This is a genomic window from Ruegeria atlantica, assembly GCF_013032455.1.
Classification (GTDB): domain Bacteria; phylum Pseudomonadota; class Alphaproteobacteria; order Rhodobacterales; family Rhodobacteraceae; genus Ruegeria; species Ruegeria atlantica_B.
The window spans coordinates 1-25,001 of record NZ_WQCF01000021.1 but is presented as its reverse complement, the minus strand read 5'-3'; the positions used below and the strand labels follow the sequence as shown (position 1 = coordinate 25,001).

Sequence of the window (25,001 nt, the reverse complement as noted above, 5' to 3'; positions counted from 1 at the left end):
CCGCAGCAGGGTCATCCCGCCGCTACCGTGGTCGACTTTCTCACCGCCGTTCTCACGCCCCGTGATGTACAGCTTGGCGGCGTCCGTCATGTGCGCGATCAAGGCCATGTCTTCGAACAGGTGCCGCCAGCCGTGGTTCGGTGCCAATTCGCGTCGTGTTAAACCGAGTTCATTTCTGACCCAATCACGGATGTTCCCCTGCGATCTGTTCGGGAACAAGCGATTGCAACCGCCCTTGCGCCCCTCTTCGACGAACTGAAGCAACCCCTCGTCAATCAAAGCTGGGTGTACCGGAACGCGCCTGATGCTGTATCCGCCTTTGATCAGTTTGTCGTCCTCCGACGTGAGCCTGTAGAACCAGTCATCGCCGACGCAGAAGAAGTCATCTGGTCCGAGTTGCGCCACTTCTCCAATACGCGCACCTGAGTATGCGCACATCCAAGGGAGCCAGCGGCGCTCCGGCTTGCTCTCATTACGTGCAGCTTTCAGGATGATCCTCGCTTCGTCCAATCGAATGGTACGAGCTGCGCTGTCCGTCGCTTCTGCCTTCGGTGGTTTAACCACGTCCAAAGGGTTCCTTTCGGGAAAGACCTCGCCCAGCCCTTGCTCCCGCGCCCATTCGATAACTGTCTTTACGTTCTTGAAGCGGTCGCGGACAGTTTTGATTTTGAGCTTTCCAGCATCAAGCAAGCCGTTCAGCCATTGGTCAGCTTGCTTGGCGTCGATAGACAGAACGTCATCATCACCTCTGGCAGCGTCGAACTCTGCGACAGCTTGCCTGTACTTCTTTTCCGACCGCTCACGTAGCGGCGTTCCACCACGCCCAGAGGCCCGCCGTTGTACCTCTTTGTCGATCACTTCTGCGAATGTGAGGCGGGCGCGGGCAGGAGGTGCTTCAGCTGCAGGTTCGGCGACCTCAAAGGCTGGGTATTTGGTTGTCTCTCCACTATCCGAATAGTCGCCCTGCGCCTTAGCCTCATTCACTTGCGCCGCCTCATTCAACGCATTCGATAGGTGTCCCAGCAGTTTCGTACGCGACGCTGCAGTTATGTTCAGGTGATGCTTTCGGAGAACGTCATCGACGAACCCGCCAAACCTCGCTTCAAGTGTTTTCAAAGTCTGCTTCGGGTCATCAACTTCCACCTGCAACTCGTTGACAAGACCCCGCTGCGCCAGCTCGTTCCACTTAAGCACCCGCCGCCATCTCTCCGGGTCTCCGGGGTTGTCATCGAAAACCGTCACAAACACGCTTCTCACTTCGCCTGCAAGCGCCAGCGACTGCTTGTGGGTGAGTTCTGCTGGCCCCTGTCTCAAGCTCTCCCAGTGGGCTTCTATTCCAGCTAAGGCGGCCGGGAACCTCTGCCGTGCCACTTTAAGGTCAGATGTTCCGAGAGGTAGCTTCGCGTGTGTCCCGACCTTACGATTGATGATCTGCCCGTTGATCGTCGCCGTCACGTAAGTTCCCTTAGCCTCGCCCTTGAGATCGGCAGGGACAGCGACTCGGCAGTAATACGAGCCTTTGATCAGTGTTGGATTAGGCATGACTAAACGACCCATAATGTACTCCCGCAATGTACTCCGAGCGGCAGCGGATCATCCTTATTTTAAAGGACGCCAGTAAAACAAGGGCTGTTTGATGGTGGGTGATGAGAGACTCGAACTCCCGACATCTTCGGTGTAAACGAAGCGCTCTATCCTAATCCGCCCGTGCAACAAGGCGCTGTTTTCCACTGCCGCAACCAGCACTATCTTGGATAGATGTCTAGTGTTGTCAGTGGCTTGAAGGTTGCACAATCTTCCCGGCGGTTCAATAGCACATGACAGCTTTCTGCAATCGGGTGTATTGCTGATCGAACTAAAACAGAGAATTGCTGCAGCGGAGGCGCAGCGCTGCATGCCCCGCCGCAGGGGCCATGGGGGCAATTGTCACACTGCGATCCTTAGATAGGGGCTTCAAAAAATGTGTCGCAAATTCTCGTCGGCCCGCACTTGTTACGTAGTGGTTAAGCAGTCCAAGTAATTGCAACGTAATTATGCACCAAGGCGGAACTTGGTCGGTGTCATTCCGGTTTGACCTCGGAAAAAGCGAGTGAAATGGGACTTGTCAGAGTAGCCGAGCATCAGACCAATCTCCGCAATTGTCATCTTCTCATCTCTGAGCTGCTCTTTGGCGACATCGATACGTAGCCGTTTGATCTCCCGGGGCAACGTCGTGCCTTGTTGTTGAAGCGCTTTCAGAAACCGTTCCGGCTGTATCCCCAGAAATCCGGCCACCACCTCTGGCCCCAGTTCGGTTTCATCCAGCTTGTCGCGTAAGACGGATCGCAAAGCGGCCACCACAGTCACTTCTTCATCTTGTCGAGCCGAGGCAACGGGTTTGGCAGAGCCCTCAGAGGAATGGTGCAGAAACAACCATTCCACCGGAAAACTAATTTGCATTCCGGGATCGGTTCCCAACCCAACTTCGATCCCTTTGTAGTCGATAGGCAAACCATTGATGTATCTGCTTTCCCATCGCACAAGTGAAGAATCCCAGGAATCGCCGACGACGGTCTGCAAGAGGCGTACATAGATTGCGGCACCAAAACCGGTCACCTGAATGGGTGGGACAGTTGGGTCTTGTTGCCTCTCGATACGATAAGTCGCTTTGTCTGCTTCAATGACAAGGCTGTGCCGCACAGAATTGGACTCCTGCGGTACTAGCCCCACGAAACGGGCAAAAAACTCGAACAGTGACTTTGTTGATTGCAAGGCTTGAGCAAACGGAGGCCATTCCTGCAGGTCAAAAGTTTCTCCTACATTCAGGCCAAGGTATCGATCCCCTGATAAGTCTGAGAAGGCATTTAACAGACCGTAGACCAGCTCTGAGTGGACATAGACAGATGGGTCAGACAACAGTTCAGCTTTCAAGCCGACCTGATCCAAGGCTGGTTGCGGATCGATCTCGCGGTCGGTGAGATACTGCAGAAACGGAGCTGCCAACGCGAGGCGAATGAACCCTTCGCTATGCTCTTGAGAGGTGGAGTGGAACGGCAATCTCGTCACCCTTTCAGGATCAAATGCTGTGATCAGTGGCCATTTTTGCAGTCACATTCGAACATCCTAATGCGAAACTGGCAACCGAGGCAAAACTTTCCGGGCTACAGTTGGCGAAACATGAATATGAAGGGAGTACTTATGTCCGGTCTGCGAATGTCTCTTTGTTCGGCGGCAATTGTCGCTGCAGGTCTCACTGTTGGAACGTCCGCGTACGCTCAGGATCAGGAAGAACCCCAAACGCTTTTCACCAACGTACATGTCTTCGACGGCGTCAATGAACAGCGGATCGAAAATGCAAGCGTTCTGGTTGAGGGCAACCTTATCAAGGTCGTCTCAACTGATGCGATCGATGCCCCCAATGCCACAGTCATTGACGGAAAGGGGCGGACACTGACCCCCGGGTTTATCGAACTGCACGCGCACTTGATGCTGATGGGGCCGACCTTGCCCGCGATGGAGGCCAACACAACGTGGGAAGACTTTGCAATACACGGTGCGCGGATGGCCGAGATGTATTTGATGCAGGGCTTCACGACAGTCAGGGATGCGGGTGGGGCCAATGGCGGGTTACGCCGCGCAATTGACTCAAGGCAAATTGACGGCCCGCGTTACTTTCCATCTGGTGCGTTTATCGGAACGCGAGGTGGTCACGCCGACTTCGCGAATTTCACTGCTCCGCCGGGTTCAGAGACCAACATGAGCCGTCTGAACATGGCGCAGGAAGTTAGCGGAGTGGACGACGTTTACAGGTTTGCACGCAACAATTTCCGCATGGGTGCGACACAGTTGAAATTCATGCAATCCGGGGGTGTCGTTTCGGCCTTCGACCCATGGCAATTGCTGGCTGGATCGCCCGAGGAAATCCGAGCCGCCGTGCAAGTGGCAAATGAGTATGGCAGCTACGTTATGGCGCATTCCTATCGTAAGGAAGCTATCCTGAGTGCGCTCGACGCAGGTGTGATGTCGATCGAACACGGTTTCTCCTTTGACTGTGAAATTGCTCAAGTCATGAACGAAAAAGGGGCATACATAACCACCAACCTGACGGCCTTCGATCCCGGGTTGCTCGATATTCCTGCAGTGGCAAACGTCCCGTCGAGCCTTGCTAAAGCAAAGTCCGCTTCGGCCACATTTGCGGGCTACATCGACAATATGAAGGAATGCCCGGTGAAGCGGGGCTTCCAGACCGACTGCGTTGGTTCGGTCGAGGCTTGCAATATCCAGATTGCCTACGAGAAACACCTGAACAATGAATTCTTTGGGCCCTACACGTCCATGGTCACGCTGACATCGACAGGTGGCGAGGTCGTCGCTTTGTCAGGTGACTTCATGAACCCGTATACCGCCGGAAAACTGGGTGTGATCGAAGAAGGCGCCTATGCGGATATCCTGCTGATCGACGGTAACCCGCTCGAAGATTTCTCGGTGGTTGGTACGGGTGATCAGTGGTTCGGCGCCGACCCGAGGCCTGAAAGTCCAGATACGATCCGCCTGATCATGAAGGACGGCGTCATCTACAAAAACACACTGGATTGACCCGTATAAAGAGCCGGAGAGCATTTATGCACCATTTGTTTCGCTCCGTAGTATTTGCAGGGTTGGTTTGGTGTGGACAATCTGCCATGGCGACGCCCGATACCGAGTTGGGCTGGGCAGACCTACCGGACCCATCCGCGCAGGTCTTTGAAGACCCCTACCGTGATCTCAGGCCCGAGCAATTCGACGATGTCCTTTACGTTGTGCGGCTGCGCGGCAGGCTGCAGCATGACAGTGTCAGCGGAGAAGAGAGGCAGAAATGGCAAGCGCTTTTGACCGAGACTGAGGATGCCTTGGCAGCTGATGGAATTGACGTCGACTGGCTGCTCGATCAGCGCGAGGTTGTGATGGAACGTCGAAGAAAGGCTGGGACGAACGGAAATCCACAATTCGATGGTCAAACAATCACACTCGCGGGCTTTGCCATTCCTGCCCCCAGTGATCCGGACGGTCGGCCTGTGGCGTATTTGGTACCCGAACGAGGGATGTGCAGCCACATGCCGCCCCCTCCGCCCAACCAGATGATCCGTGTGCGGTTGAATGGAGACTGGACGCCTAGCTATTTTCACGAACCCGTTCGGCTGACGGGCATGCTGACTATCGATCCTTCTGCTCAGAATATGATGGTTGTGGACGGCTTCATGCCAATGAATGCGACTTTCCAGTTAGAGACGGAACGTGTCGAAACTCTGGAAACTGAAGCAGACAAGCTGGAATGGAAGCAGCGTGCCGCTGACCGTATCCGGGCGGCGGGAAATCGCAAGACCGGCGGTGCAAAGGCGTCCGAATGATTAGACTTCTAATTGCCGCATTGAGCATTGCCTTCGCTGGTGCCGCGTCGGCGCAAGGTCTGTCTGGGCCCTCTTCGGTCGAAGCTGATCTAGACCCCGGAGATGGGTTAACCGACCCACAATATCGTTCCGATTTTCCACGCAACATCGCGCCGGGTTGGTTTCAGTGGAAAGACCGACTGGCTGAGGGTGGGTTTCGGTTCAATGTTGATTACTTGGCATTGGGCCAATCCACGAATGCTGATCTGGGAACCGGCGAAGCGGCCAGCGGAATTGCGCGCTTCTACGGTAGTTGGCGGGCAACTGAACGGGGTTCTCTGACATTCAAGATCGAAGACCGGCACAGTTACACGGACGTTGCTCCGCAGTTTCTCGGTCTGGATGGCGGAGCCCTTTCAATCACGGGAACGGCCTTCAACGATAATGGTCTGCTGCTGACCAACCTGTTCTGGACCCAAAGGGCCGAGAACGGTTCGTGGACGCTGCAAGTCGGGCAGATTGATGTAACAGACTTTGTGGATATCTATGGGTTGGTAAGCCCCTACAGTGGCTTCCAAAACCTGTCTTTCAATACCAACCCGACAATTAATACGCCCAACCAAGGCCTTGGTGTTGCCGGTGGGGTAAAGCTGAGCGAGAACCTTTACGCCGTTGCCAGCGTCTCAGACGCAAACGCCGACCCGTCTGATCCAAACTTTGATGTGTTTAGCGACGGCAATCTCTTCAAATCACTCGAATTTGGTTACACCTCCGGCTTTGATCGCATCTACTTCGACAATATCCATTTGACCCTCTGGCATGCGGATGCGGCTGACGATGGGAGTCGAGCGGAAGATTACGGCGCTGCGTTCTCTGCCGCATGGTTTGTTGACAATAAGTGGATGCCGTTCTTTCGGGCTGGGGCCTCAAAGGGGACCGCAGCGCTTTATGACCGGTCCGTCTCTGCAGGTCTGGGCTACTATGGTCGCAATACCGATTTGGCCGGGCTGGGCTTGAACTGGGCCGAGGCAAGAGGCATAGACGGTGACCAGTTCACGCTCGAAGCATTCTACCGGTTTTCAATCTCGCCCGGATTGCAGATCACGCCATCACTGCAGTTCATTTCTGACCCGCTGCTGAGCCCCACTCAGGATAACATTACGCTCTTCGGTCTAAGAACCCGGATCGTTTTCTGACGGGTTCGAATGTGGCGCTAAGAACAAAGCAGTTAGGGAGGTTCTGTTATGAAGACCATGTTGGCCGTAAGCGCTCTCGCGATCACTCTAGGTTGCGCAACACACGCGAGCGAGGAAAGCAAGACTTGGGATGCATCAGAAGAGGCGAAGCAATTCGTACAAGACACCGTAGTCCTCGGCATGTTGGCCAGCCCCTACGGCACTGGTTGGACCGACTACGACCAGCTTCATAATTACTTCGCACGCGCTCGGGACAACGGCATTACGGGACACGAGATGACGCTGGCAGCTGCGGATATGTCGTTTGAAACCCTGCTAGAGCAGCACTATCACTTTCGCTTAGCCATGGCGCAGCAACCGGAAAACTACCTGATCGTCAATGAAACCCGAGATATCGAAGCCGCCCATATACAAGGCAAGACGGCTGTCATCTGGAACAGCCAAACCGCCACAATCCTGAACGGCGATCTTAAGAAAATGGCATTGCTAAAGGATATGGGGATCAAAAGTATGATCCTGGCTTACAATGACATTTTCCGAACCGGATCGGGGCAGTTGGCGGCCTATAACGGGCGCGACATTGGTCTGACGCCTTGGGGGATGTCGGTCATCGATGAAATGGTGCGGTTCGGTATCCTGCTCGACCTAAGCCACACGGGTTCAAAAACGGCCAACGACGCCATGGACTACATGGATGTAAACTATCCCGGCGTGCCATATGTCTATACGCACTCTGTCCCAGCTGGGCTTTATGCGAATGAACCCAACGCCACGCCACGCGGATGCTATCGAGCCATTCCGGACGACGAAGCGTTACGCGCGGCCCAATCAGGTGGTTACATTTCTCCGACCTTCACCGAATGGATGATGGACGGTGTTTGGCCTGAGGATATCTCACCCGAGCAAGCTGCTGATATGATCGACTACTATGTCCAACTTGTGGGGGTCGACCATGTTGGAATCGCAACGGACGACATGTTCTCAACTGAACTAGTCGTACAGTTCGCAACTGCAAACGCGAGCATGTACGACGACGGCGGCTACATGATCGATGCGTTCAACAAAGGGGCCACTGGCAACGGCGAACTTGCCAAAATCCTTGCGGCGATTACCGATGACCTTTGGGCGAGGGGCTATTCCAATGAGGACCTTGCGAAGATTTATGGCGGTAACAAGATGCGAGTTTACGCACAAGTTTGGGAGGGCAAACCACCCGAACTATTCCTGAAAGAGTACCCCGAGCGTCTGCGCCTAAGGCAAGAACTACGTGATGGGTTTTATTCGCGTTAGACTATTGGGAGCCTACCGAAAGAAGACAGATTACTTCCCGGACGGGCGAGGCTTACGCCCCGCCCTTTGCTAAGTTGTCCCGCTTCCAAAGAGGTTGCAGATTGCTGTAGTGGCAAAGTTCGATGAGGTGCTCCAAAGACCGAGCAGCTGAGAGAGGGGTAATATGATCCACCTCCCATTGACCATACCGCTCCCATGTCATGCCGTCTGTGAACCGGGCCTCTATGTGTCGCCTTAAGGCCGCATGCGAGCAACCGACTGCCCGAGACGGGCTGGCCTCGCCCCTCAATATCTGACCTGACCGGTTCTGTACTGACCTGAACATACGGTAAGATGGATCGATTGCTCGGCACCTCCGATCCCGCTCGACCGTGTTCTCAGCGTTGCACTGAACGCACTGGCGATTGCTGACGTAGCGCTCAGCCAGGTGCCCAAACTTGCACGGACGACCCGTCCAGAAACGAGAAAGGCCGCGCAGGGCGGCCTCCTTACGAGTGAGGAACGTCGGTTCCGATGCTATGTCAAACGGCATTATGCTGCTGCCGCCACCTGACGACCCTCCAACCGGGAAAGCAACTCATTCTGCCTATGCCCTTTGGCACAAACCTGTCCACTATTGACCTCACCGGATAGCAGCCAGTTCAGCAGTAGGTTCCGCATTCTCTGAGATGGCATGTAGAGCGTTACACGATGCCTTGGCGTGTAGGCGCGCCCCGTACCGTTAAGGCCTCCGACACGTATTGCGGATCGGAACAGCCACTGCACCAGTTCGGTCAACGCATAGGCGTCAGAGAACCTTTGAGCTTCGTTGCTGTCGCGTTTCATGCCAAGGAACGTGAGAAGTTGTGGATTGGGGTTTTGGTCATATAGGTACACCGCTGTGGTGCACCCTATGTGGGCATTGGTCCCACGTGTGGTGTTGGGTACGAAGCTAACACCGTCTGTGGTCCACATTGCATCAAAGACCTCAGTGTCCTTGTTGTACACCTCTTCTTTCAAGGCGCGCCCGAACATACGCGTATGCCTTGAGAGCCTACCTGCCTTTGGCTTTTGTCCGGTCTCAGCGTCATGCCACAGGCGGCGTGCACACGTCAGCATGACCGTTTTGGGGTCTACGCCATACAGTTCTCTTGCTTTGAACTTGCGTAGCTTGTGACCAATCGAGGAGCACTGCGAGTGCGTTTTGATCGTCTTTAGCTGAGCGCAATGTGTCCACTTTTGGTTCTTTAGTTCCGGTATGGGTAATACCGTCAGCGCGTTAGCAACATCTTCTCGCCACGCTGCCTCGACTTCTTTATCCAGACGCTGCACATCCAAAGTGAAGGAGCCCGGATGCTCTTTCTGCAGTTTTTGCAGGTACTGCAGCAGCACCGATCCTTCCGAAAGGTACGTGTAAATCGTCACGGACTTGGGCTTGAGCAAGAGTTCTTTGGGAATGGCGAGGACGAACAGCTTCTCGCTTATGCGATACAGTGCACCCGACTTGGCTTTGTCATAGAGGGATCGGTCAAATGTCTTGTTCCCTTTGCGGTATAGTTCATCCCACATTTCCGTTGGAACAATTCGTCCGTCAGGCTCCTCTTTTGCCATGCCAAGGCCTAGGTAAGCTGTGTCAAAGTCAACCTTTCGGACTGTTTGGTCCACCTCGAAGGGGTTTACGACCTCGTCGATGATGAGGTTGTATCCACTAAGTAAGTGATCGACTTCGATGGTTGGTTTGCCGTCGCTGTCGAACTCAGTACATCTCGCAACGCCGGTACTCTGGGTTGCTAAAGTTCCAAGTCGATAGAAAAGTGCGTGAGTACAAGCAATTGACTTGCCCGCTCGGATCAACTTCTCGCAGTGATCGCTTTTGCTACCGCCATTGCAAATAGGCTGTGTGAGGATGAAATCGGAACCTGTTCGGGCACCTTTAATGAACCGGTCTACCTCGCTCAGGTAAGGGACGACGGCCACATATTTTTCCGACTTTTTGAAGCTGCGGTTGATTTCTGTGGATTTGCCATAGCCACATGGTTTGTCGGCAATAGTGATATGGGGCATATAAGCCTCCTGTGTTCGGCCCATTGGACCAGTTTGGGGAATGTGCTCTGGTGGATGCCGAGCAAGTGGAATTGCCCCGTTGGGGCGAATGGGAGAAAATCCCGGTTAACACGCAACGGCTAAGCTAGAGGGATCAATAGAACTCTTTTCAGTACTTTTGCTTACAAGTCTGCGTGATTTTGTGTTTATTTACTTACGTTTAACGGTGACCTGCTCCACTCGCATTGGAGCGAAGTGGGTCCAAACCGTCAAAGCAACCTGATCAACGCTGACTAAGCGAAACCCGTATGCTCAATTGACGGAGGGGTTTTGCTCAACTGAGGGAGGGGTTTTGCCCGATTGAGGGCGGCGTGTCGCCTGTTAGTTCTCTAGAGGGAGGGTTAGCGGCTTTGTGTTCATAAGAGGAAGGACTAACGTCATTGCCCAGTGCTTGAGGAGTTAGCGGTTAGCAACCGGGCAAGCGAAAACGCACAAAGTACACTTGTTTTCGGTGGATTGGGTGAGGGTGGTCCTTAATGACGCAATGGGGAGAGCATGACCACCCTGCACTGTATCAAGTCGATTTAAGCAAGTTCAACAGCTGCCAGCTTTGCCACGATGTCATCGGTCTGCAGGTGGGTGTAACGCATTAACATCCGCAAATCCCGATGCCCGCTGATCATTTGGACCTGCGCCAGCGATAACCCGCTTTCCACAAAGCGGGACACCGCCTCGTGTCGAATGTCATGAAATGTAAGGTTGTCCACGCCTGCACGTAGTCTGAGACGTTCAAAGGCCAATCGTACTGAGTTCCCAGACAGGGGCAAACAACGGTCTTCACCGCGTGGCAGGTCCATCAAGACGGAAACGGCATTCGGGCTGAGAGGCACTGTACGGGCGCGACCGTTTTTGGTTTGGGGCAAGAACACTGTCCGACGCTCAATGTCTACGTGCTTCCATTGCATTGATAACAATTCCCCGCGTCGCATCCCGGTTGCTAAGGCCAGCGTCAGCAACGGTATCATCAGTGGAGACCGGGCTTGGTTTACGGCTTCCAACAAAGCCTGCCATTCTCCTTGCTGCAATCGTCTCTCGCGGCGGTTGTCGATCTTGGGCCGCCGGACAGGCTTGACCGGGTTCCCATGTGGCAGGGTCTGCCCCCAATCCTCACAGGCGACATCAAGGGCGTGCTGCAACCAACCCAGTTCCCTCACTACAGTCGCAGCCTTCATGGATTTAATGCGTTGGTCACGATAGTGGACAAAATCAGCGGATCGCAGCTTGCCGACCTTCTTGCTGGCTAACTTCGAGCACTTACGCAGGAACCCGTTGATTGCATAACTTTCATTGTCCGCGCACCGTTTCTCGCTCGTGACGTTGTCTCGGTATTTTCTCAGCACTTCACCAAGTGTCATCTCGGATGCGTTCACACCTAGGTCTGGGGTTAGCAATCCCCTGTCGGCGCTCAACTCCGTCTCACGAGCCCACTTCGTCGCATCAGCACGCTTTAGAAAGGACTTGGATCGGGATTGCCCGTCCTTCCGAACCGTCGCCTGCCACTTTCCGCTAGGCCGTTTTACGATTGTTGCCATGGCCCATATCTCCTGTGTTGGAGACATCTTTTCCGTTTAAGTGCAGCGGAGGCGCAGCGGACACAGTTTCATGCGCAGAACAGCAGAAGGTGCTGGTCGCATAAGCCCTTGATACATTGTGGGGAAAGGATGGTGGGTGATGAGAGACTCGAACTCCCGACATCTTCGGTGTAAACGAAGCGCTCTACCAACTGAGCTAATCACCCGTGACGCTGCATGTAGCCAAGCCTGCGCGCGGGCGCAAGAGGGTCAGATACAATTTCTTTGCTTCATTGTCAGATCATTTTGCTTTGCGTGATCGCCCAGCAATGAATTTTGTTCGTTTTCCGCAGACTGCATCACATGCGAAGGGGAAAGGCGCTTGCGTGCCCCATGCCGCGTCAGATATTCCCGAAGGGACTGAAACCTTCCAGACGGGAGAGCACATGATCCTGTCCCTAGCCCGCCGGTGTGTAATCGCGGCCTTGGTGTTGGGTGTTTTGACACTGGCACCGATCCGGGCCGGTGCAGCAGAGGTTTTGGTCTTTGCAGCCGCCAGTTTGAAAACCGCGCTGGATGAGATCGCACCTGCCTTTGAACAACAGACCGGGTATGAGGTTACGGTGTCTTATGCGGCCTCATCTGTTCTAGCACGGCAGATCCAGTTGGGCGCGCCTGCGGATCTGTTCATTTCGGCAAATGTAAATTGGATGGATGTGCTGCAGGATCAAGGCATGATCGATGTGGTATCGCGCGTGGACCTGCTGGGCAATGGGTTGGTTTTGATCGGTGGAACGGAGCAGACTCAGATTGGCAAGATGCAGTCTAGCACTGACCTTTCCGGCGCTTTGGGCAGCGGATATCTGGCGATGGCACTGGTAGATGCGGTTCCGGCGGGTGTGTACGGCAAGACCGCGTTGCAAAGCCTTGGGCTGTGGGGTGGGATTGAGGATCAGGTTGCGCAAACCGACAATGTCCGTGCAGCTCTAGCACTGGTTGCGGCCGGGGCGGCACCGCTGGGGATTGTTTACCAATCGGACGCGCAGGCTGACGAGCGGGTTCGGATCATAGCGTCCTTTCCGCCGGATACGCACCCGCCAATCATATACCCGGCGGCAGTCACTGTGACAGCAAAGCCAGAAGCGCATGCGCTTCTGGATTATCTGCGATCAGATGCGGCTCGAAACGTCTTTATGGAACAGGGTTTTGCCCTGCCGGGCAGCTAGCCAATGGAGTGGTTGGGGCCTGCGGAACTTGAAGCGCTGAAACTGTCACTACGCGTGTCCTTTTGGGCAACGCTAGTAACCTTGCCCTTTGGAATATTTGTGGCCTATGCGTTGGCGCGTTGGCGTTTCCCGGGACGTCAGTTGCTGAACGGGTTAGTGCATCTGCCTCTGATCCTTCCCCCCGTCGTAACAGGATACCTTCTGCTGCTGACCTTTGGCATCCAAGGCCCGTTGGGCAAGCTTCTGGCCGAGTTTGGTATCATCGTGGCCTTTCGCTGGACCGGTGCGGCGTTGGCGGCGGGGATCATGGCCTTTCCCCTTATGGTCCGCGCTATTCGCCTTTCGATTGAGGCAGTTGACCCCAAGCTGGAACAGGCCGGGGCGACATTGGGCGCATCGCGGCCCTTTGTGTTTGCCACCGTCACCCTCCCGATGATTCTGCCCGGCGTGGTCGCTGGTGCCATCCTCGCCTTTGCCAAGGCGATGGGAGAGTTTGGTGCCACGATCACCTTTGTCTCGAACATCCCCGGTCAGACCCAGACCCTGCCTTCGGCGGTCTATGCTTTCCTGCAGGTGCCGGGGGGTGAGGGTGCGGCGACGCGGTTGGTGGTGGTCTCGATCATTGTCGCCATGGGGGCGCTGCTGTTGTCCGAATATGTCGGCCGACGCGCGGCTGCACGGGTGTCTGGATTATGAGCCTCTCTGTCCGCCTGCAGCATGATTTGCCCGATCTGGAACTGGATTTCAGCTTTGATGCACCTCCGGGGGTGACGGTTTTGTTTGGGCGATCCGGGTCGGGTAAAACCACAGTAGTCAATGCGGTGGCTGGACTGCTGCGGCCCAAAGTCGGGCGTGTCGCCGTCAATGATTGGGAATTGTTCGATACCGAGAAAAACCTCTGGCTGCCGCCGCACCGCAGGCGTTTGGGGTATATCTTTCAGGAAGGCCGTCTGTTCCCGCATCTAACTGTGCGTCAGAACCTTTCCTATGGGCGTTGGTTTGCCCCCAAACGGGCGCGACTTGAACACCCGGACAAAGTGATTGAAATGCTGGGCGTCGGGCATCTGCTGGATCGCCGCCCAGCGGGTCTTTCAGGAGGAGAGAAACAGCGCGTCGCGATAGGTCGCGCGTTGCTGGCCAGCCCAAGACTGATTTTGGCCGATGAGCCCTTGGCTGCGTTGGACGATGCCCGCAAGGCCGAGATCCTGCCCTATTTCGAGAGACTGCGGGATGAGGTTTCGGTTCCAATCCTATACGTCACCCATTCCGCGGCCGAGGTCGCGCGGCTGGCTACCTCGGTCGTCGCTTTGCAGGACGGCAAGGTTGTTCGGCATGGCCCGGCCTCGGAGGTTTTGGCAGACCCGTCGGTAGCTCCGGCGGGCGTTCGAGCTGTGGGCGCGGTGCTGAAAGTGCGGGTGCGCGAACATCATCCCGATGGGTTGACCGAGCTGGATGCCGGTGGGTCGCGCCTGTTCCTGCCGCGCATTGCGCATCAGGTGGGGGAAGAGCTTCGCATCCGTATCCCCGCACAGGAGGTCATTCTGTCCAGCAAGCGGCCCGAGGGGCTTTCGGCCCTGAACGTGTTGGAAGGAACGGTCGATACGATCCGTGCGGGCGATGGGCCCGGTGCCATTGTTTCGGTTCAGACCCCGGCAGGGCCGGTTCTGGCGCGCGTCACCCGCCGCTCGGTCGAGGCGTTGGAGCTAAAGACAGGCAAACCCTGTTTCGCGGTGATCAAGACAGTAGCCTTGGCGCCACAGGATGTTGGCGGGCGGCTGATCGCGCCCTAGATCAGTGAGTTGAGCTCTGCGTGTTTTGCGGGTGGAACGTCAAACCGGCCCTTCGAGGATGCCCTTTTCAAGTCGTTCCTCAACTTTAAAGCGTAAAGTTGAAAAACCCGGACAGAACGTCGCAAACTTTACTCAACGGGTTTGCCCTCTATGATCCTGAGCAAGGCCAATTTTATTAGGGATGTTTTGTCATGCGGCTATTCAAATTTTTAGGCGTTGGTGCTCTGGCGATATTGCCTGCGCTGACGCATGCCGCCGGGTTCGGGATTGGGTTTGGTGTTAATCCCGCATATCGAGCGACGGTAACGCCGCTGAAGGATGGCACCTATCAGGTCGTTACGCACGGATCATCGGCGGCAATTGCTTACTGGTGCGGCATCGGTGACTTCGCCATCCGCACCCTGGGCGTGCCGACGACCCAACGAATCTACGTCTCGAAAGCCTATGAAAAGCAGACAAGGACCGTGCAGTTTTCTCTGACACCGCCCGAAGGCGGCGACACCTCGAAAAGCTATTCGATCACGGTCAGTCGCGTGGGTGAGAATATGTCGGCATCCGGGGCGCGGAGCCATTGCTTTGACAACATCATGGATTTCGATTTCTAAGCGAAATCAGACCCACTTGGCCATCGGTGGCAGGCTCATTAACACGGCATCCGGATCGTGGCCAGTTTCCAGCCCAAACTTGGTGCCCCGGTCGTAGACCAGATTGTATTCGGCGTAGAGACCCCGATGCACAAGCTGCGTATTCTTATCGTCGTCGCTATATCCCTGCACACGGCGCTTTTCGACCAAGGGTAGAAAAGCAGGCAGGAAGGCCCGGCCGATATCCTGTGTCAGCGCAAAATCCGCCGCCCAGTCACCGGTGCAATAGTCATCCATGAAGATGCCGCCGACGCCTCGGGCGCGTTTGCGATGCGGGATATTGAAGTATTCATCAGCCCACTCTTTCAGGCGCGGGTAATGTCCCGGCCCGTGCGGGTCCAGATGCGTCTTTTGCGTAGCGTGGAAATGGGCGGTGTCCTCGTCATACTCAATGCAGGGGTTCAGGTCCGACCCGCCACCGAACCACCACGCGTGCGGTGTCCAGAACATGCGGGTGTTCATATGCACCGCCGGAACATGTGGGTTCTGCATATGCGCCACCAGCGAAATTCCCGAGGCCCAGAACCGCGGATCATCAGCCATGCCCGGAAGGCCTTTGCGTGCGGCCATCGCCTGCTGCGCCCGCTCACCCAGCGTGCCGTAAACGGTCGAGATATTGACGCCGACCTTTTCAAATACGCGGCCTCCGCGCATCACCGACATCAATCCACCGCCCGCGTCCGAGCCGTCCTCGGACTGGCGCGTGGTTTCCTTGACCTCGAAACGACCAGCGCGGGCATCCGAGAATGGTCCAATATCGTGACTGTCTTCCAGGGCTTCGAATGCTGCGACGATCTCGTCGCGCAATTGGCGGAACCAGGAGGCGGCGGCGGATTTCTCGGTATCGAACATGGGGTCAGTGCGCCGGTGCTGCGACGGGGTCCAACAGGGTGCGGCCGCCATCAATGGTAAGAATTTGCCCGGTGATGAACCCGGCCGCGTCCGAGGCCAGGAACTGTGCCGTTTCGGTCAGTTCGGTCGGTGAGGCGATGCGGGCCAGCGGCGTGTGCTTTTCGATGTCGTCGCGGAAATCGCGGTTCTCTTTCAGGGTGGATTGCAGCGAGGCACTCATGACTGACCCCAGCGCGATCGAGTTTACCCGGATGCGGTTTGGCGCCAAGGCCACGGCCAGAGAGCGTGTCATCTGGTCCAATGCGGCAGTCGAAACTGAATAAGCCATCAGGTCGGGGTGGGTGCGTCGCGCGGCAATGGAAGACAGGTTGATGATCGATCCGGCAACGGATTCTTTGTCATCGCCGGCCTGTTTGATCATCCGTTTGGAGACCAGCTGACTTAAGCGCAAGGCAGGCATCAGATTCTGGTTCAGCAAGGTGCGGACCGAATCGTCCTCGGGATCCAGCGGATCGGAAGGGATCACCTGCCGCGCGCCGTTGATCAGGATATCAACCTGATCGAAGGCGTCGATCGTGGCTGAGAGCAAGTTGGCAATTGTCAGTTTCTCGCGCAAATCACCCGCAAAGAAGCGGATGTTACTGTCATCGGCCTGTTCGCCCAACTCTTCGGATAACCGTCTTTCATCCATATCGGCGAACATCACATTGGCACCCGCGTCGGCAAAGTGGCGCCCGATGGCGAGACCAACGCCATTGGCTCCGCCGGTCACGATTGCAGTTTTGCCAGCTATGGAAAAGGACATGCGTTTCCTCCTGAATTGCGGCGCAGGTTAACCGGGATCACCGCCGAGGGCGAGAGGCGTGAAACACCTTGAACCGATTGTCTCCGGTCACTTCTTCGACATGCGTGAATGCGTCGGTCAGTGTGGTTTCATAGGGCAGGTGACGGTTGGCCACCATCCAAAGGCTGCCATTGCGGGTCAGGTTCCTGGCAGCAGATGAGATGAAACCTTGTCCCAGTGCAGGCTCGGCACTGCGCGACGTGTGAAAGGGCGGGTTCATTATTATGGTGTCGATCGGTTCGGGCGCGTGCCATGACACGGCGTCGGCCCAGTGAAACTGTGCGCGGGGATCGGCCACATTTGCGCGGGCGCAGGTCAGGGCGGCATGGTCGGCCTCGACCAGATGTAGGGATTTCAGACCAGGTGCCTGTGGCAGCCCAGCTGAGAGGTAGCCCCATCCGGCCCCCAGATCGGCGACACGCGCGCCCAGCTTGTCGGGCAGCGCAGCCAGCAACAGGGCAGACGCAGGATCGACGCCGTCAGCGGAAAACACACCTGGCGCGGTCTGGTAGCCGTCCGCGGTTTGATATTCTGGCGCGGCCCAGTCTGCGAAGGCCTTCGCATCCGATTGGAACCAGAAAATCTTGCCGTGCGCTTTCGAGATAGGTCCCTCAATCCCTACGCGCTTGCGGATGTCCTTTAACAGACTGTCTACACCGTCGGTCTTGGCGCCATCGACGACGACCAGCCCACTGGCGAGGGTGCAGGCCTGCTGTACCATCGAGCGAGCCAACGATTTAGCGCGCGGAAGGATTACAATGGCGTCCTGACAAGACCCCTGCGCTTCTGGGGAAACGGAGAAGCCCAGATCGGCGAAATGGTCGTGAAAGGGTTTGAAGGGCTGGACTACCTTCGTCTCATGCGGCAAGGCCGACAAGTCGGTTGCAGTAGTCGGCCCAAGCACCTTGAGCAGTTGAGTTAGCGTCAGGCCGCTTTTCAAGGCAAGATCAATTCGAGGGGACATAAGCGTTTCCGAAAGGCCGATCCGGCCTTACTCTTCCCGTTCCATGGTGCATTGCAGGGGATGCTGGTGCCTGCGGGCGAAATCCATGACCTGGCCTACTTTGGTTTCGGCAATCTCGTGACTGAAGACACCAACCACAGCCACGCCTTTTTTGTGAACGGTCAGCATGATTTCGAACGCTTGTGCATGGGTCATGCCGAAGAAACGTTCAAGAACGTGCACGACGAACTCCATCGGGGTGTAGTCGTCATTCAGCAGCAGAACCTTATAGAGCGGCGGGCGCTTGGTCTTGGGGCGCGTCTCAACCAGAACGGACGAGTCGCTTTCGTCATCCGGTTTGTCAGACATCATCCATTGGTGTTCAAGCATTACGTTCCATTGTCCGATTCAGGCTTCGGTTTATCTGAGCGCTTATATAACGTCGAACGGGCCAGAGAAAAGAGTTAGCAGGACGCAATCGACATGGGCCAGAACCTTACCACAATCGGCTTCGATGCGGATGACACTTTGTGGCATAACGAAAGATTTTTTCAGCTGACACAGGGACATTTTACCGACTTGCTGGCTGATCATGCCGAGCGTGACCACCTGTTGGAACGTTTGCTAGAGGCCGAAAAACGCAACATTCGGCACTATGGCTACGGGATCAAAGGCTTTGTCCTGTCGATGATCGAGACTGCGATTGAGGTGACAGAAGACCGGGTTCCGGCCTCGGTCATACGTCAATTGATCGAAGCGGGGCAGGAAATGTTGGCCCACCCGATCGAGTTGTTGCCCCATGCGCGCGAGGCGATTCAAAGCGTAGCTGCGACTCATCAAGTCGTGTTGATTACGAAAGGCGATTTAATTGATCAGGAGCGCAAGCTGGCTCAGTCCGGGTTGGGTGAACTGTTTGATGGGGTCGAGATTGTGTCCGAGAAAACGCCGAAAACGTATCGGGACATTTTTGGAGAGTACGGTGAGGGGCCCGCAAGCGCGATGATGGTGGGAAACTCAATGCGTTCGGACGTGGTCGCGCCACTTCAGGCCGGGTGTTGGGGCGTGTATGTGCCGCACGGGTTGGTCTGGGAAATTGAACGGGCTGAAACACCGGTGGGGAATCCAAGATTCCGCAAGTTGCAGGATTTGGGCCAACTGGCCGAGCTGGTTCAAGAGCTCAATTGATGTTGCCGAATAGTATCACTTAGGAACTTTCCCTCAGGGATGTCGGCATAATCTGGCCATTTTCATGGATTTGGTGGTCCGGCAGCGGTGTTCGCCCACATGTTGTGTGTCTGCAGCGGGTTCAATAAACCGCGAATTCTTGAGCTTTTTGTTTATTTCACCTGCCCCCTGTGCTAGCCTGAATGCTAATAAAATAATTATTTTGCTGACCGGGAAAACCCGGCGGCCCGAGGTAGACAGAGGCAAAGATCGTGCAGGTTCGGCGGACAGTTCCGGCCCGAATGGGCTTATTTCTTATAGCATTCTTGTGGCTGCTCTCTTTCGCGCCGTTGCAAGCGGTGGCCGCGCCCTATGCGGCGATGGTGATCGACGCGCGCACCGGAGAGGTGCTGCATTCGCGTAACGCTGATACCCGACTGCACCCGGCTTCTCTGACCAAGATGATGACGCTGTACATCGCCTTCGAAGCGGTGCGGAATGGTGAGATCGAATTGGATTCACCGGTTCGTATTACTCGGGCCGCGGCAGCAGAACCACCTTCTAAACTGGGTTTGCGCACGGGCCAGACAATTGCCTTCCGCTATCTGATACGCGCGGCTGCGGTGAAGTCGGCCAATGACGCGGCCACTGCCATCGGTATTGCGATCAGTGGATCCGAGGCCGCGTTCGCCCGCCGTATGACCCGCACCGCAAAAGCGATGGGCATGAGCCGGACAACCTTCAAGAACGCACATGGCCTGACAGAATCAGGTCACCTGTCGACCGCGCGGGACATGACCACGCTGGGTCGTCATCTGCTGTATGATTATCCGCAATATTACAACCTGTTCTCGCGCCAATCGACGGATGCAGGGATCAAGACGGTTCCGAACACCAACCGCCGTTTGCTTGCGGCGTATAGAGGCGCGGACGGGATCAAAACCGGCTATACCCGTGCGGCGGGTTTCAATCTTGTCGCTTCGGCCAAGCGCAAGGATGAACGCATCATCGCCACTGTGTTTGGTGGCAAATCCGGCGCTTCACGCAACGCCAAGGTAGCCGAATTGTTGGACATGGGTTTCCGCCGCGCCCCTTCGCGCGCTCCAATCCGCAAACCATCGCGTCCGGCCTATGCCGGGAATGCCGGTTTGGGCGTAACAGTTGCGGCCCTGACCGGTGCGCCGACTTCCAGCCTGCGTCCGGTACTGCGTCCGGGACCGGGTGCTGCGGTGCAGGTGGCAGGTACGGTCGCGGCAACAGCCGCGAAAAATGGCGCGCGTATTCAGAATGGCATCGCTGCGGCCATCGCCGCTGCTGATGTCCAGACACCGACCGACGACACCACGCGGCCCGCCGCGCGCCCGGAAGATTTGGTTTTGGCCTCGACCAACCCCGCCGAACTGCCCGAGCCGGAACAGGAAATAGTTACTCGGCTTTCCACATCAGGCGGACACCTTTGGGGTGTCAATGTGGGTCGCTATACCACCCGCTACGAGGCTGAGAAGGTGTTGCTGAAAACTGCCCTCTCGGAGATGACCACTCTGGAAGGTACGCTGCGCAAGGTTAACCAAAGCTCGCGCGGTTTCGAAGCGACGTTCCAAGGCATGACCCGCGAAGAGGCCGATCTGGCCTGTCGTCGGCTGCAAGCCCGGAATGTCACCTGTTTCATGATCGGACCGTCATAAGATCCGACATGTTTTCTCCTGGATGGGTCTGGGCTGCGGGGAAACTCGCAGCCCTTTTTTCTGCTTGAATCAGTCGAACACGTGCCCGTGCTGGTACTGCTCATCCTGCCCGGCAGCGGCAGTCAGGGCAGCCACGTTGTCCTTAGTGAAGAACCCGTCATAGTGATGGCAGCGCTCAATATACTCGGTGATCAGAAGCGTGTTCTTTGAGTGCTTCGAGAATATCTGCTTGAGGTTCGGATCGTCTTTGCACTCACCTACCACATGGGCCAGGAACGGCACGCCCTTGTCCTTGAGAGTATTGACCACGAAGTCGACGTTCTTTTCCCCGGCCCCGTGGTCACCATCCTGAATCTCGATCGCCATGTGATGCAGGCGGCGGCCGAAGTTGCGGACGAAATCCTCGGTCGGCATCGGCAGTTGTTCGAAGGAGTTCACAAAGGAAGGCGTGTTGTTCGCGGTAAAAACTTTAGCCGGTGATTTCTTGTCATCATCCACATTCGCGTTTCGGTTCACATTGGTCGATGAGTTCATGTCGAAGATGTTGTAGGCCCCCCAGAAATAATAGGGCACCATCGTCAGAAACTCGAGGATCGCGTCCTCTCGCTCACCGGCCAGAATACGGGTGGCAAGATGGTCGACGCCCAGCATCAGCGGAGCGATCTTGCTTTCGATGCCAAAGGCGGCGGCCTGATCCAGTTGTGCTTGTTCGGCGTCGCTCAGCAATACGCGGTCGCCAAGCCCGAGACTGTCGGGTTCGTTGAAGTCCAGTCCGGAGTAGCCGACCCGGTTGCAGGTGAAGTCAGACGGTGTGGTAAACCGGAATCCATCCATCGTGTAGAAGGGGTTTTCGGTATCGCCGCTATATTCAAATCGGATGTTCTGATCCTCAAGCGTTTTGGTCAGGGTGTTCAGGTCGCGGGCATCGTAGATTTCTCCTACATACCGGGTTTGCGGAGCCTTCCGGGCCAACGGGTACATTCTGTTGATGCGGGGTATGAAGTCCTCAAAACTTGGGCTCAGCGGTGCCATCACGATCAGCGCGGGATAGTCTGGGTGCGAATGCAGGATCGAGAATTTGTGGGTCTGCCCCAGATAGCTTGCCGTGTGGCGGTAGGGGGTCATCACGTAAAGCTCGACCAGAGTATCGAACAGCGATGTGGTTTCGACCTGTTGGACAATTGCCCGCATCGAGCCGACCTGATCGGTGAGGCCGGAACTGCTGCGGCGCTCGTAAATCTTCGGTAGGTATTCTTGAAAGAAGTCCGAGTTCTTCTTGTCGCCGCGGGGTTGGTAAGACATCAAATCGAAAGACATTAAAGCACCTCCTTGCGCAGGCCCGACAATCTGCGGGCTTGGCCTTGCCTGGATTTCCAATAATCAGAACATGTACTTGCAGACATGCTAGGCGCTGATATCCAGTCGAGCAACAGGTAGAAGGTGGGGCGCAGGTCTTACGCCCGCATTTCTATCGAATGAATTTGGCCACCTCGACACCGCCCTCGATCAGGTTCTCGCGCACGGATCGCGCGATCTGAACCGCGGTTGGGCCATCCCCATGCAGGCAGATCGTGTCGATTGACGTCTCCAACCTCTTGCCGGATTCGGTAATGATGGCACCCTCGAGGACCATGTTCAGGATGCGCGGCCCGGCAAGGTCCGGGTCATGGATGACCGCGCCGGGCAGGCTGCGGTCTACCAATGTACCGTCATCATTGTAGGCACGGTCCGCAAAAATCTCGCCAACCCATTTGCAGCCCAGATCGCGAACCGCCTCCTCTTGTTTGGTTACGGCCAGTACCATGATGATAATGTCTGGGGCTACGTCCAGCGCACCCTGATAGCAGGCGTGCGCCATGTCGATATCGACCGAGCACATATTGGCCAACGCCCCGTGCAGTTTCAGATGCCGGACTTCTGTGCCGACTGCCTTGGCCATCCCGATTGCAGCACCCAACTGATAGCGCACCAGATTGCGCAGGCTGTCTTGGGGTACTTTCATGTTGCGGCGGCCAAAGCCCTGCAGGTCGGGAAAACCGGGATGTGCACCAATGCCCACACCGTTCTCTGCCGCCAGCGCCATAGTCTTTGCCATCACGTCTGGGTCTCCGGCATGAAAGCCGCATGCAATATTGGCCGAGGTGATGATCTTCAGCAGGCTGTCATCATCACCCATTTTCCAAGGACCAAAGCTTTCCCCCATATCGGCATTCAGATCGACGCTGGGCATCGGTAAAACTCCTCACTCATTGGCAGAAATCATTCCGCCGACCAATTGGTAGGACAACAGGTCCGGAATGTCATGTGGATCGCGGATCAGGGGCTCAATCCGTGAGGGTAGCCGTGACAAGTCCGCCAGATAGGCCGCGTGCAAGGTGACGGCTTCATTAGTAGTGACGAATTCGAACCTTATCTGACCGCCCGCTGGGGTCTGCGCCGCACGGGGCAGGTCGCAGGGCAGGACGGTCGCGATGCGGGGGTATCCTCCGGTCGTCTGGCATTCGGGCAACAGGATAAAGGGGCTACCGGAGCCCGTCATCTGGATGTCGCCGGGGGTGATGACTTCGGACAGAATGTTCAGTTGCCCCTTGGCAGCGAACCCTTGTCCCTCACTTTCCAACTGCATCCCCATCCGGTTTGCCCGAGCACCGCGCTGGAAAGTGGTTCGGGTAAAGCGGTCCAGCGTCTCTTGATCGAACAGCGGAGTCTGAAAGCTTGCCAGCACGCGCAGTGTACCTCCGGCAAAGCGATCTTCCAGGCACAGTCTCATACCGCCACTGCCCGAGTGAGGGCCGGTCGGAAGTCGGTCGCCTGCTTGAACGGCACGCCCGACCTTTGCCGTCAAATGCGCTGAACGAGAGCCAAGAAACAGCGGCGTATCAATCCCGCCGCCGACATGTAGGTATCCGTAGTTGCCCTGCCGTGCCGCCCCGATCACCAGCAGCTGTCCGACATCCATGGGGTGCGATGCATTCCACTCGACCGAATTGCCGTCAATACTTGCCTGCATCGGCGCACCGGTCAGGGCAATGGTAAGCGGTTGGGTGGCTTCAAACGTGCCTCCCATGCCCGCCATTTCCAAAGCGGCACAATCTGGGCTTTGCCTCAACAGTGCGGCCCCTTCATGAAAAGCCAGTTGGTCCGCTACCCCGGACCGCGACAGGCCCTGATCCAGATACCCAGTGCGCCCCTGATCCTGCACCGTACAGGCAGGCCCGATCTGATGCACCAGCAGGCTCATGATAGAATCTCCGTGCAGGTCGCGCCGCCATCGCCATCATTGGTCGCGCGGATAGCCTCCAATTCGTCCCGGCTGACCGGAAGGAATTGCATCTCATCGCCGGGGCGCAAGGCAAAGCTTTGCTCGGCTTCGGGGCGGAAACAGCGAAACGCAGTCTGACCCACATGCCGCCACCCAGTAGGCGTCGGCCCCGAAAACAGCACGAATTGAGAGATCGCCAAAACCAACGCCCCCGCGGGCACCATCGGCGTCAGTTCCTTGAGGCGCGGTATGTTGAACTCGGGTCCCAACGGGCCGAGATAGGGCTGACCGGGCGCAAAACCGATCGTCAGCACGCGCACACGGGTGGCGCTAAGCCGCTCTACAGCCTCGGATGGCGAAAGCCCGGCGGCCGCTGCCGCCTCATCCAGCTGCGGCGCAAGCTCTCCGCCATATACAGTGGGAACCCTCCACAAGCGTCGCCCGTATGGCAGTGGCGCCTCGTACCAGTCCTGTTCACGCAGTATCGCGTTCACCCGTTCCTGGATATCCGAATGCGGCAATGTCAGGGGATCGAACCGAATATAGGTCGAGGCCAAAGACGCTGATGTTTCGATCACCCCATTCCAATTTAGGGTGTCAATCATATTACGAAATGCCAGGGCGGCTCGGTTAGAGGGTTCCGCCATCTTGTCTGCAAACGACACCAGCAACCCGTCCAGGCCGACCGTTCGTATGCAGGGAAAATTGGGAGCGTGCGTGGGTGTCATAACTTGGTTTGTTTAGCGGTTTCTTTGCAAGGAGGTGACTGTATCCTTCAGTGATGCGCAAGGCCTGACAGCGTTGCATCACATATTTCGAAGCTGGCGCGCGCGTTGAGTCGGGCAAACGGCCCAAAATTGAATCGATTTAGCTGTTCCGAGTCGGGTGCGCCTTGTGGGTGGAGGCTGCGGACTCACTATATATGGGGTGGGTGGGTACTCGACCGGATGCAAATGTCAGCTGTGCCGCCCATTTCTTCTGTAGGGTGGGGCTGCTTTCGTGAACTGGTGGTAATTTAAACTTATGAAATAAAAGGGAAAAGAATAAGTTGGCAAAAAAAACGCTCAAGATGCAATTTTCCACTTGCGGGTATTGTTGGTTATCCTTAGAACCCCCTTCACCGGCGCTGCTGAGGCGGTTGTTGGGACGCTGGAGACGGCGGAGACG

Annotated in this window: 22 protein-coding genes and 1 tRNA gene; 10 read left to right on the top strand and 13 right to left on the bottom strand. The window is 56.3% G+C overall.

From position 1 onward, the window contains the following. Positions 1 to 1,557: DUF6538 domain-containing protein (locus GOW93_RS20105; protein WP_368039694.1), on the bottom strand; the 1,557-nt coding region annotated here is incomplete at its 3' end. A gap of 474 nt (positions 1,558 to 2,031) precedes the next feature. Further along, entirely contained in the window at positions 2,032 to 3,045 is a 1,014-nt protein-coding gene (locus GOW93_RS20100; protein ID WP_368039693.1) for an AraC family transcriptional regulator, read from the bottom strand. A 132-nt stretch (positions 3,046 to 3,177) separates the two neighbouring features. On the opposite strand from GOW93_RS20100, the gene GOW93_RS20095 reads away from it, so the two are divergent. The 4 genes from GOW93_RS20095 to GOW93_RS20080 all read left to right on the top strand — a co-directional run bounded on the left by GOW93_RS20095 (position 3,178) and on the right by GOW93_RS20080 (position 7,831). After that, entirely contained in the window at positions 3,178 to 4,575 is a 1,398-nt protein-coding gene (locus tag GOW93_RS20095) for an amidohydrolase family protein (RefSeq protein ID WP_170388070.1), read from the top strand. 86 nt (positions 4,576 to 4,661) lie between these two features. Beyond that, positions 4,662 to 5,366: a DUF3299 domain-containing protein gene (locus GOW93_RS20090; RefSeq protein ID WP_254443696.1), complete on the top strand. Its 705-nt coding sequence runs from the start codon at positions 4,662 to 4,664 to the stop codon at positions 5,364 to 5,366. Next, positions 5,363 to 6,541 (top strand): carbohydrate porin, encoded by a 1,179-nt coding sequence (locus GOW93_RS20085; RefSeq protein WP_170388067.1) that lies wholly within the window; start codon positions 5,363 to 5,365, stop codon positions 6,539 to 6,541. The genes GOW93_RS20090 and GOW93_RS20085 overlap by 4 nt, the downstream gene beginning before the upstream one ends. Positions 6,542 to 6,589: 48 nt before the next feature. Further along, on the top strand, positions 6,590 to 7,831 hold the full coding sequence (locus GOW93_RS20080; protein WP_170388065.1) for a membrane dipeptidase: 1,242 nt from the start codon (positions 6,590 to 6,592) through the stop codon (positions 7,829 to 7,831). 531 nt (positions 7,832 to 8,362) lie between these two features. Here GOW93_RS20080 and GOW93_RS20075 read toward each other — a convergent pair. The 3 genes from GOW93_RS20075 to GOW93_RS20065 form a co-directional block, all read right to left on the bottom strand. Further along, complete coding sequence (locus GOW93_RS20075) at positions 8,363 to 9,874, bottom strand: hypothetical protein (RefSeq protein WP_170388063.1); 1,512 nt, start codon at positions 9,872 to 9,874, stop codon at positions 8,363 to 8,365. Positions 9,875 to 10,437: 563 nt separating this feature from the next. Further along, the gene (locus tag GOW93_RS20070; protein WP_170388061.1) at positions 10,438 to 11,445 is read right to left on the bottom strand and encodes a tyrosine-type recombinase/integrase; all 1,008 of its coding nucleotides are present in this window, start codon (positions 11,443 to 11,445) and stop codon (positions 10,438 to 10,440) included. A 130-nt stretch (positions 11,446 to 11,575) separates the two neighbouring features. Next, a tRNA-Val gene (locus GOW93_RS20065) sits at positions 11,576 to 11,651 on the bottom strand. Positions 11,652 to 11,870: 219 nt separating this feature from the next. Here GOW93_RS20065 and modA point away from each other — a divergent pair. From modA to GOW93_RS20045, 4 genes are all read left to right on the top strand, one after another. Next, positions 11,871 to 12,650: a molybdate ABC transporter substrate-binding protein gene (gene modA, locus GOW93_RS20060; RefSeq protein WP_170388059.1), complete on the top strand. Its 780-nt coding sequence runs from the start codon at positions 11,871 to 11,873 to the stop codon at positions 12,648 to 12,650. 3 nt (positions 12,651 to 12,653) lie between these two features. Beyond that, positions 12,654 to 13,346 (top strand): molybdate ABC transporter permease subunit, encoded by a 693-nt coding sequence (modB, locus tag GOW93_RS20055; protein WP_170388057.1) that lies wholly within the window; start codon positions 12,654 to 12,656, stop codon positions 13,344 to 13,346. After that, positions 13,343 to 14,440 carry a molybdenum ABC transporter ATP-binding protein gene (gene modC, locus GOW93_RS20050; RefSeq protein ID WP_170388055.1) on the top strand — a complete coding sequence of 366 codons (1,098 nt, stop codon included), beginning with the start codon at positions 13,343 to 13,345 and terminating at the stop codon, positions 14,438 to 14,440. The genes modB and modC overlap by 4 nt, the downstream gene beginning before the upstream one ends. A 191-nt stretch (positions 14,441 to 14,631) precedes the next feature. After that, entirely contained in the window at positions 14,632 to 15,045 is a 414-nt protein-coding gene (locus tag GOW93_RS20045; RefSeq protein WP_170388053.1) for a hypothetical protein, read from the top strand. 6 nt (positions 15,046 to 15,051) lie between these two features. Here the strand turns inward: GOW93_RS20045 and hemF are convergent, their stop codons facing one another. The 4 genes from hemF to clpS are packed head-to-tail and all read right to left on the bottom strand — an operon-like array spanning position 15,052 to position 18,113. Then, positions 15,052 to 15,936, bottom strand: a complete 885-nt coding sequence (hemF, locus tag GOW93_RS20040) for an oxygen-dependent coproporphyrinogen oxidase (protein ID WP_170388051.1) — start codon at positions 15,934 to 15,936, stop codon at positions 15,052 to 15,054. A gap of 4 nt (positions 15,937 to 15,940) precedes the next feature. After that, positions 15,941 to 16,741 (bottom strand): SDR family NAD(P)-dependent oxidoreductase, encoded by an 801-nt coding sequence (locus GOW93_RS20035; protein WP_170388049.1) that lies wholly within the window; start codon positions 16,739 to 16,741, stop codon positions 15,941 to 15,943. Positions 16,742 to 16,778: 37 nt separating this feature from the next. Further along, a complete protein-coding gene (locus GOW93_RS20030; protein WP_170388047.1) occupies positions 16,779 to 17,744 on the bottom strand; it encodes a class I SAM-dependent methyltransferase in 966 nt (321 codons plus the stop codon). 27 nt (positions 17,745 to 17,771) lie between these two features. Further along, positions 17,772 to 18,113: an ATP-dependent Clp protease adapter ClpS gene (clpS, locus tag GOW93_RS20025; protein ID WP_170388046.1), complete on the bottom strand. Its 342-nt coding sequence runs from the start codon at positions 18,111 to 18,113 to the stop codon at positions 17,772 to 17,774. A gap of 93 nt (positions 18,114 to 18,206) precedes the next feature. Here clpS and GOW93_RS20020 point away from each other — a divergent pair, with 93 nt between their 5' ends. Next, positions 18,207 to 18,908, top strand: a complete 702-nt coding sequence (locus GOW93_RS20020; RefSeq protein WP_170388044.1) for an HAD family hydrolase — start codon at positions 18,207 to 18,209, stop codon at positions 18,906 to 18,908. A 281-nt stretch (positions 18,909 to 19,189) separates the two neighbouring features. After that, positions 19,190 to 20,572, top strand: coding sequence for a D-alanyl-D-alanine carboxypeptidase family protein (locus GOW93_RS20015; protein ID WP_170388042.1), 1,383 nt, complete (start codon positions 19,190 to 19,192; stop codon positions 20,570 to 20,572). 69 nt (positions 20,573 to 20,641) lie between these two features. On the opposite strand, the gene GOW93_RS20010 is transcribed toward GOW93_RS20015, so the two are convergent. From GOW93_RS20010 to GOW93_RS19995, 4 genes are all read right to left on the bottom strand, one after another. Further along, the gene (locus tag GOW93_RS20010) at positions 20,642 to 21,889 is read right to left on the bottom strand and encodes a hypothetical protein (RefSeq protein WP_170388040.1); all 1,248 of its coding nucleotides are present in this window, start codon (positions 21,887 to 21,889) and stop codon (positions 20,642 to 20,644) included. A 151-nt stretch (positions 21,890 to 22,040) separates the two neighbouring features. Beyond that, positions 22,041 to 22,802, bottom strand: a complete 762-nt coding sequence (locus tag GOW93_RS20005; RefSeq protein WP_170388038.1) for a LamB/YcsF family protein — start codon at positions 22,800 to 22,802, stop codon at positions 22,041 to 22,043. Positions 22,803 to 22,814: 12 nt separating this feature from the next. After that, positions 22,815 to 23,813: a biotin-dependent carboxyltransferase family protein gene (locus GOW93_RS20000; RefSeq protein ID WP_170388035.1), complete on the bottom strand. Its 999-nt coding sequence runs from the start codon at positions 23,811 to 23,813 to the stop codon at positions 22,815 to 22,817. Further along, positions 23,810 to 24,562, bottom strand: coding sequence for a 5-oxoprolinase subunit B family protein (locus tag GOW93_RS19995; protein WP_170388033.1), 753 nt, complete (start codon positions 24,560 to 24,562; stop codon positions 23,810 to 23,812). The genes GOW93_RS20000 and GOW93_RS19995 overlap by 4 nt, the downstream gene beginning before the upstream one ends. Between the last annotated feature and the right edge of the window lie 439 nt (positions 24,563 to 25,001).

What these genes read in the sequence shown, in the direction of transcription:
- GOW93_RS20080 (WP_170388065.1), top strand. Translation starts at nt 6,590, where the DNA reads ATGAAGACCATGTTGGCCGTAAGCGCTCTCGCGATCACTCTAGGTTGC.
- modC (WP_170388055.1), top strand. Translation starts at nt 13,343, where the DNA reads ATGAGCCTCTCTGTCCGCCTGCAGCATGATTTGCCCGATCTGGAACTG.
- GOW93_RS20090 (WP_254443696.1), top strand. Translation starts at nt 4,662, where the DNA reads ATGGCGACGCCCGATACCGAGTTGGGCTGGGCAGACCTACCGGACCCA.
- modB (WP_170388057.1), top strand. Translation starts at nt 12,654, where the DNA reads ATGGAGTGGTTGGGGCCTGCGGAACTTGAAGCGCTGAAACTGTCACTA.
- GOW93_RS20010 (WP_170388040.1), bottom strand. Translation starts at nt 21,889, where the DNA reads ATGTCTTTCGATTTGATGTCTTACCAACCCCGCGGCGACAAGAAGAAC.
- GOW93_RS20045 (WP_170388053.1), top strand. Translation starts at nt 14,632, where the DNA reads ATGCGGCTATTCAAATTTTTAGGCGTTGGTGCTCTGGCGATATTGCCT.
- GOW93_RS20015 (WP_170388042.1), top strand. Translation starts at nt 19,190, where the DNA reads ATGGGCTTATTTCTTATAGCATTCTTGTGGCTGCTCTCTTTCGCGCCG.
- GOW93_RS20000 (WP_170388035.1), bottom strand. Translation starts at nt 23,813, where the DNA reads ATGAGCCTGCTGGTGCATCAGATCGGGCCTGCCTGTACGGTGCAGGAT.
- GOW93_RS20075 (WP_170388063.1), bottom strand. Translation starts at nt 9,874, where the DNA reads ATGCCCCATATCACTATTGCCGACAAACCATGTGGCTATGGCAAATCC.
- GOW93_RS20070 (WP_170388061.1), bottom strand. Translation starts at nt 11,445, where the DNA reads ATGGCAACAATCGTAAAACGGCCTAGCGGAAAGTGGCAGGCGACGGTT.
- GOW93_RS20035 (WP_170388049.1), bottom strand. Translation starts at nt 16,741, where the DNA reads ATGTCCTTTTCCATAGCTGGCAAAACTGCAATCGTGACCGGCGGAGCC.
- GOW93_RS20005 (WP_170388038.1), bottom strand. Translation starts at nt 22,802, where the DNA reads ATGCCCAGCGTCGATCTGAATGCCGATATGGGGGAAAGCTTTGGTCCT.
- modA (WP_170388059.1), top strand. Translation starts at nt 11,871, where the DNA reads ATGATCCTGTCCCTAGCCCGCCGGTGTGTAATCGCGGCCTTGGTGTTG.
- GOW93_RS20085 (WP_170388067.1), top strand. Translation starts at nt 5,363, where the DNA reads ATGATTAGACTTCTAATTGCCGCATTGAGCATTGCCTTCGCTGGTGCC.
- GOW93_RS20020 (WP_170388044.1), top strand. Translation starts at nt 18,207, where the DNA reads ATGGGCCAGAACCTTACCACAATCGGCTTCGATGCGGATGACACTTTG.
- hemF (WP_170388051.1), bottom strand. Translation starts at nt 15,936, where the DNA reads ATGTTCGATACCGAGAAATCCGCCGCCGCCTCCTGGTTCCGCCAATTG.
- clpS (WP_170388046.1), bottom strand. Translation starts at nt 18,113, where the DNA reads ATGCTTGAACACCAATGGATGATGTCTGACAAACCGGATGACGAAAGC.
- GOW93_RS20030 (WP_170388047.1), bottom strand. Translation starts at nt 17,744, where the DNA reads ATGTCCCCTCGAATTGATCTTGCCTTGAAAAGCGGCCTGACGCTAACT.
- GOW93_RS19995 (WP_170388033.1), bottom strand. Translation starts at nt 24,562, where the DNA reads ATGACACCCACGCACGCTCCCAATTTTCCCTGCATACGAACGGTCGGC.
- GOW93_RS20095 (WP_170388070.1), top strand. Translation starts at nt 3,178, where the DNA reads ATGTCCGGTCTGCGAATGTCTCTTTGTTCGGCGGCAATTGTCGCTGCA.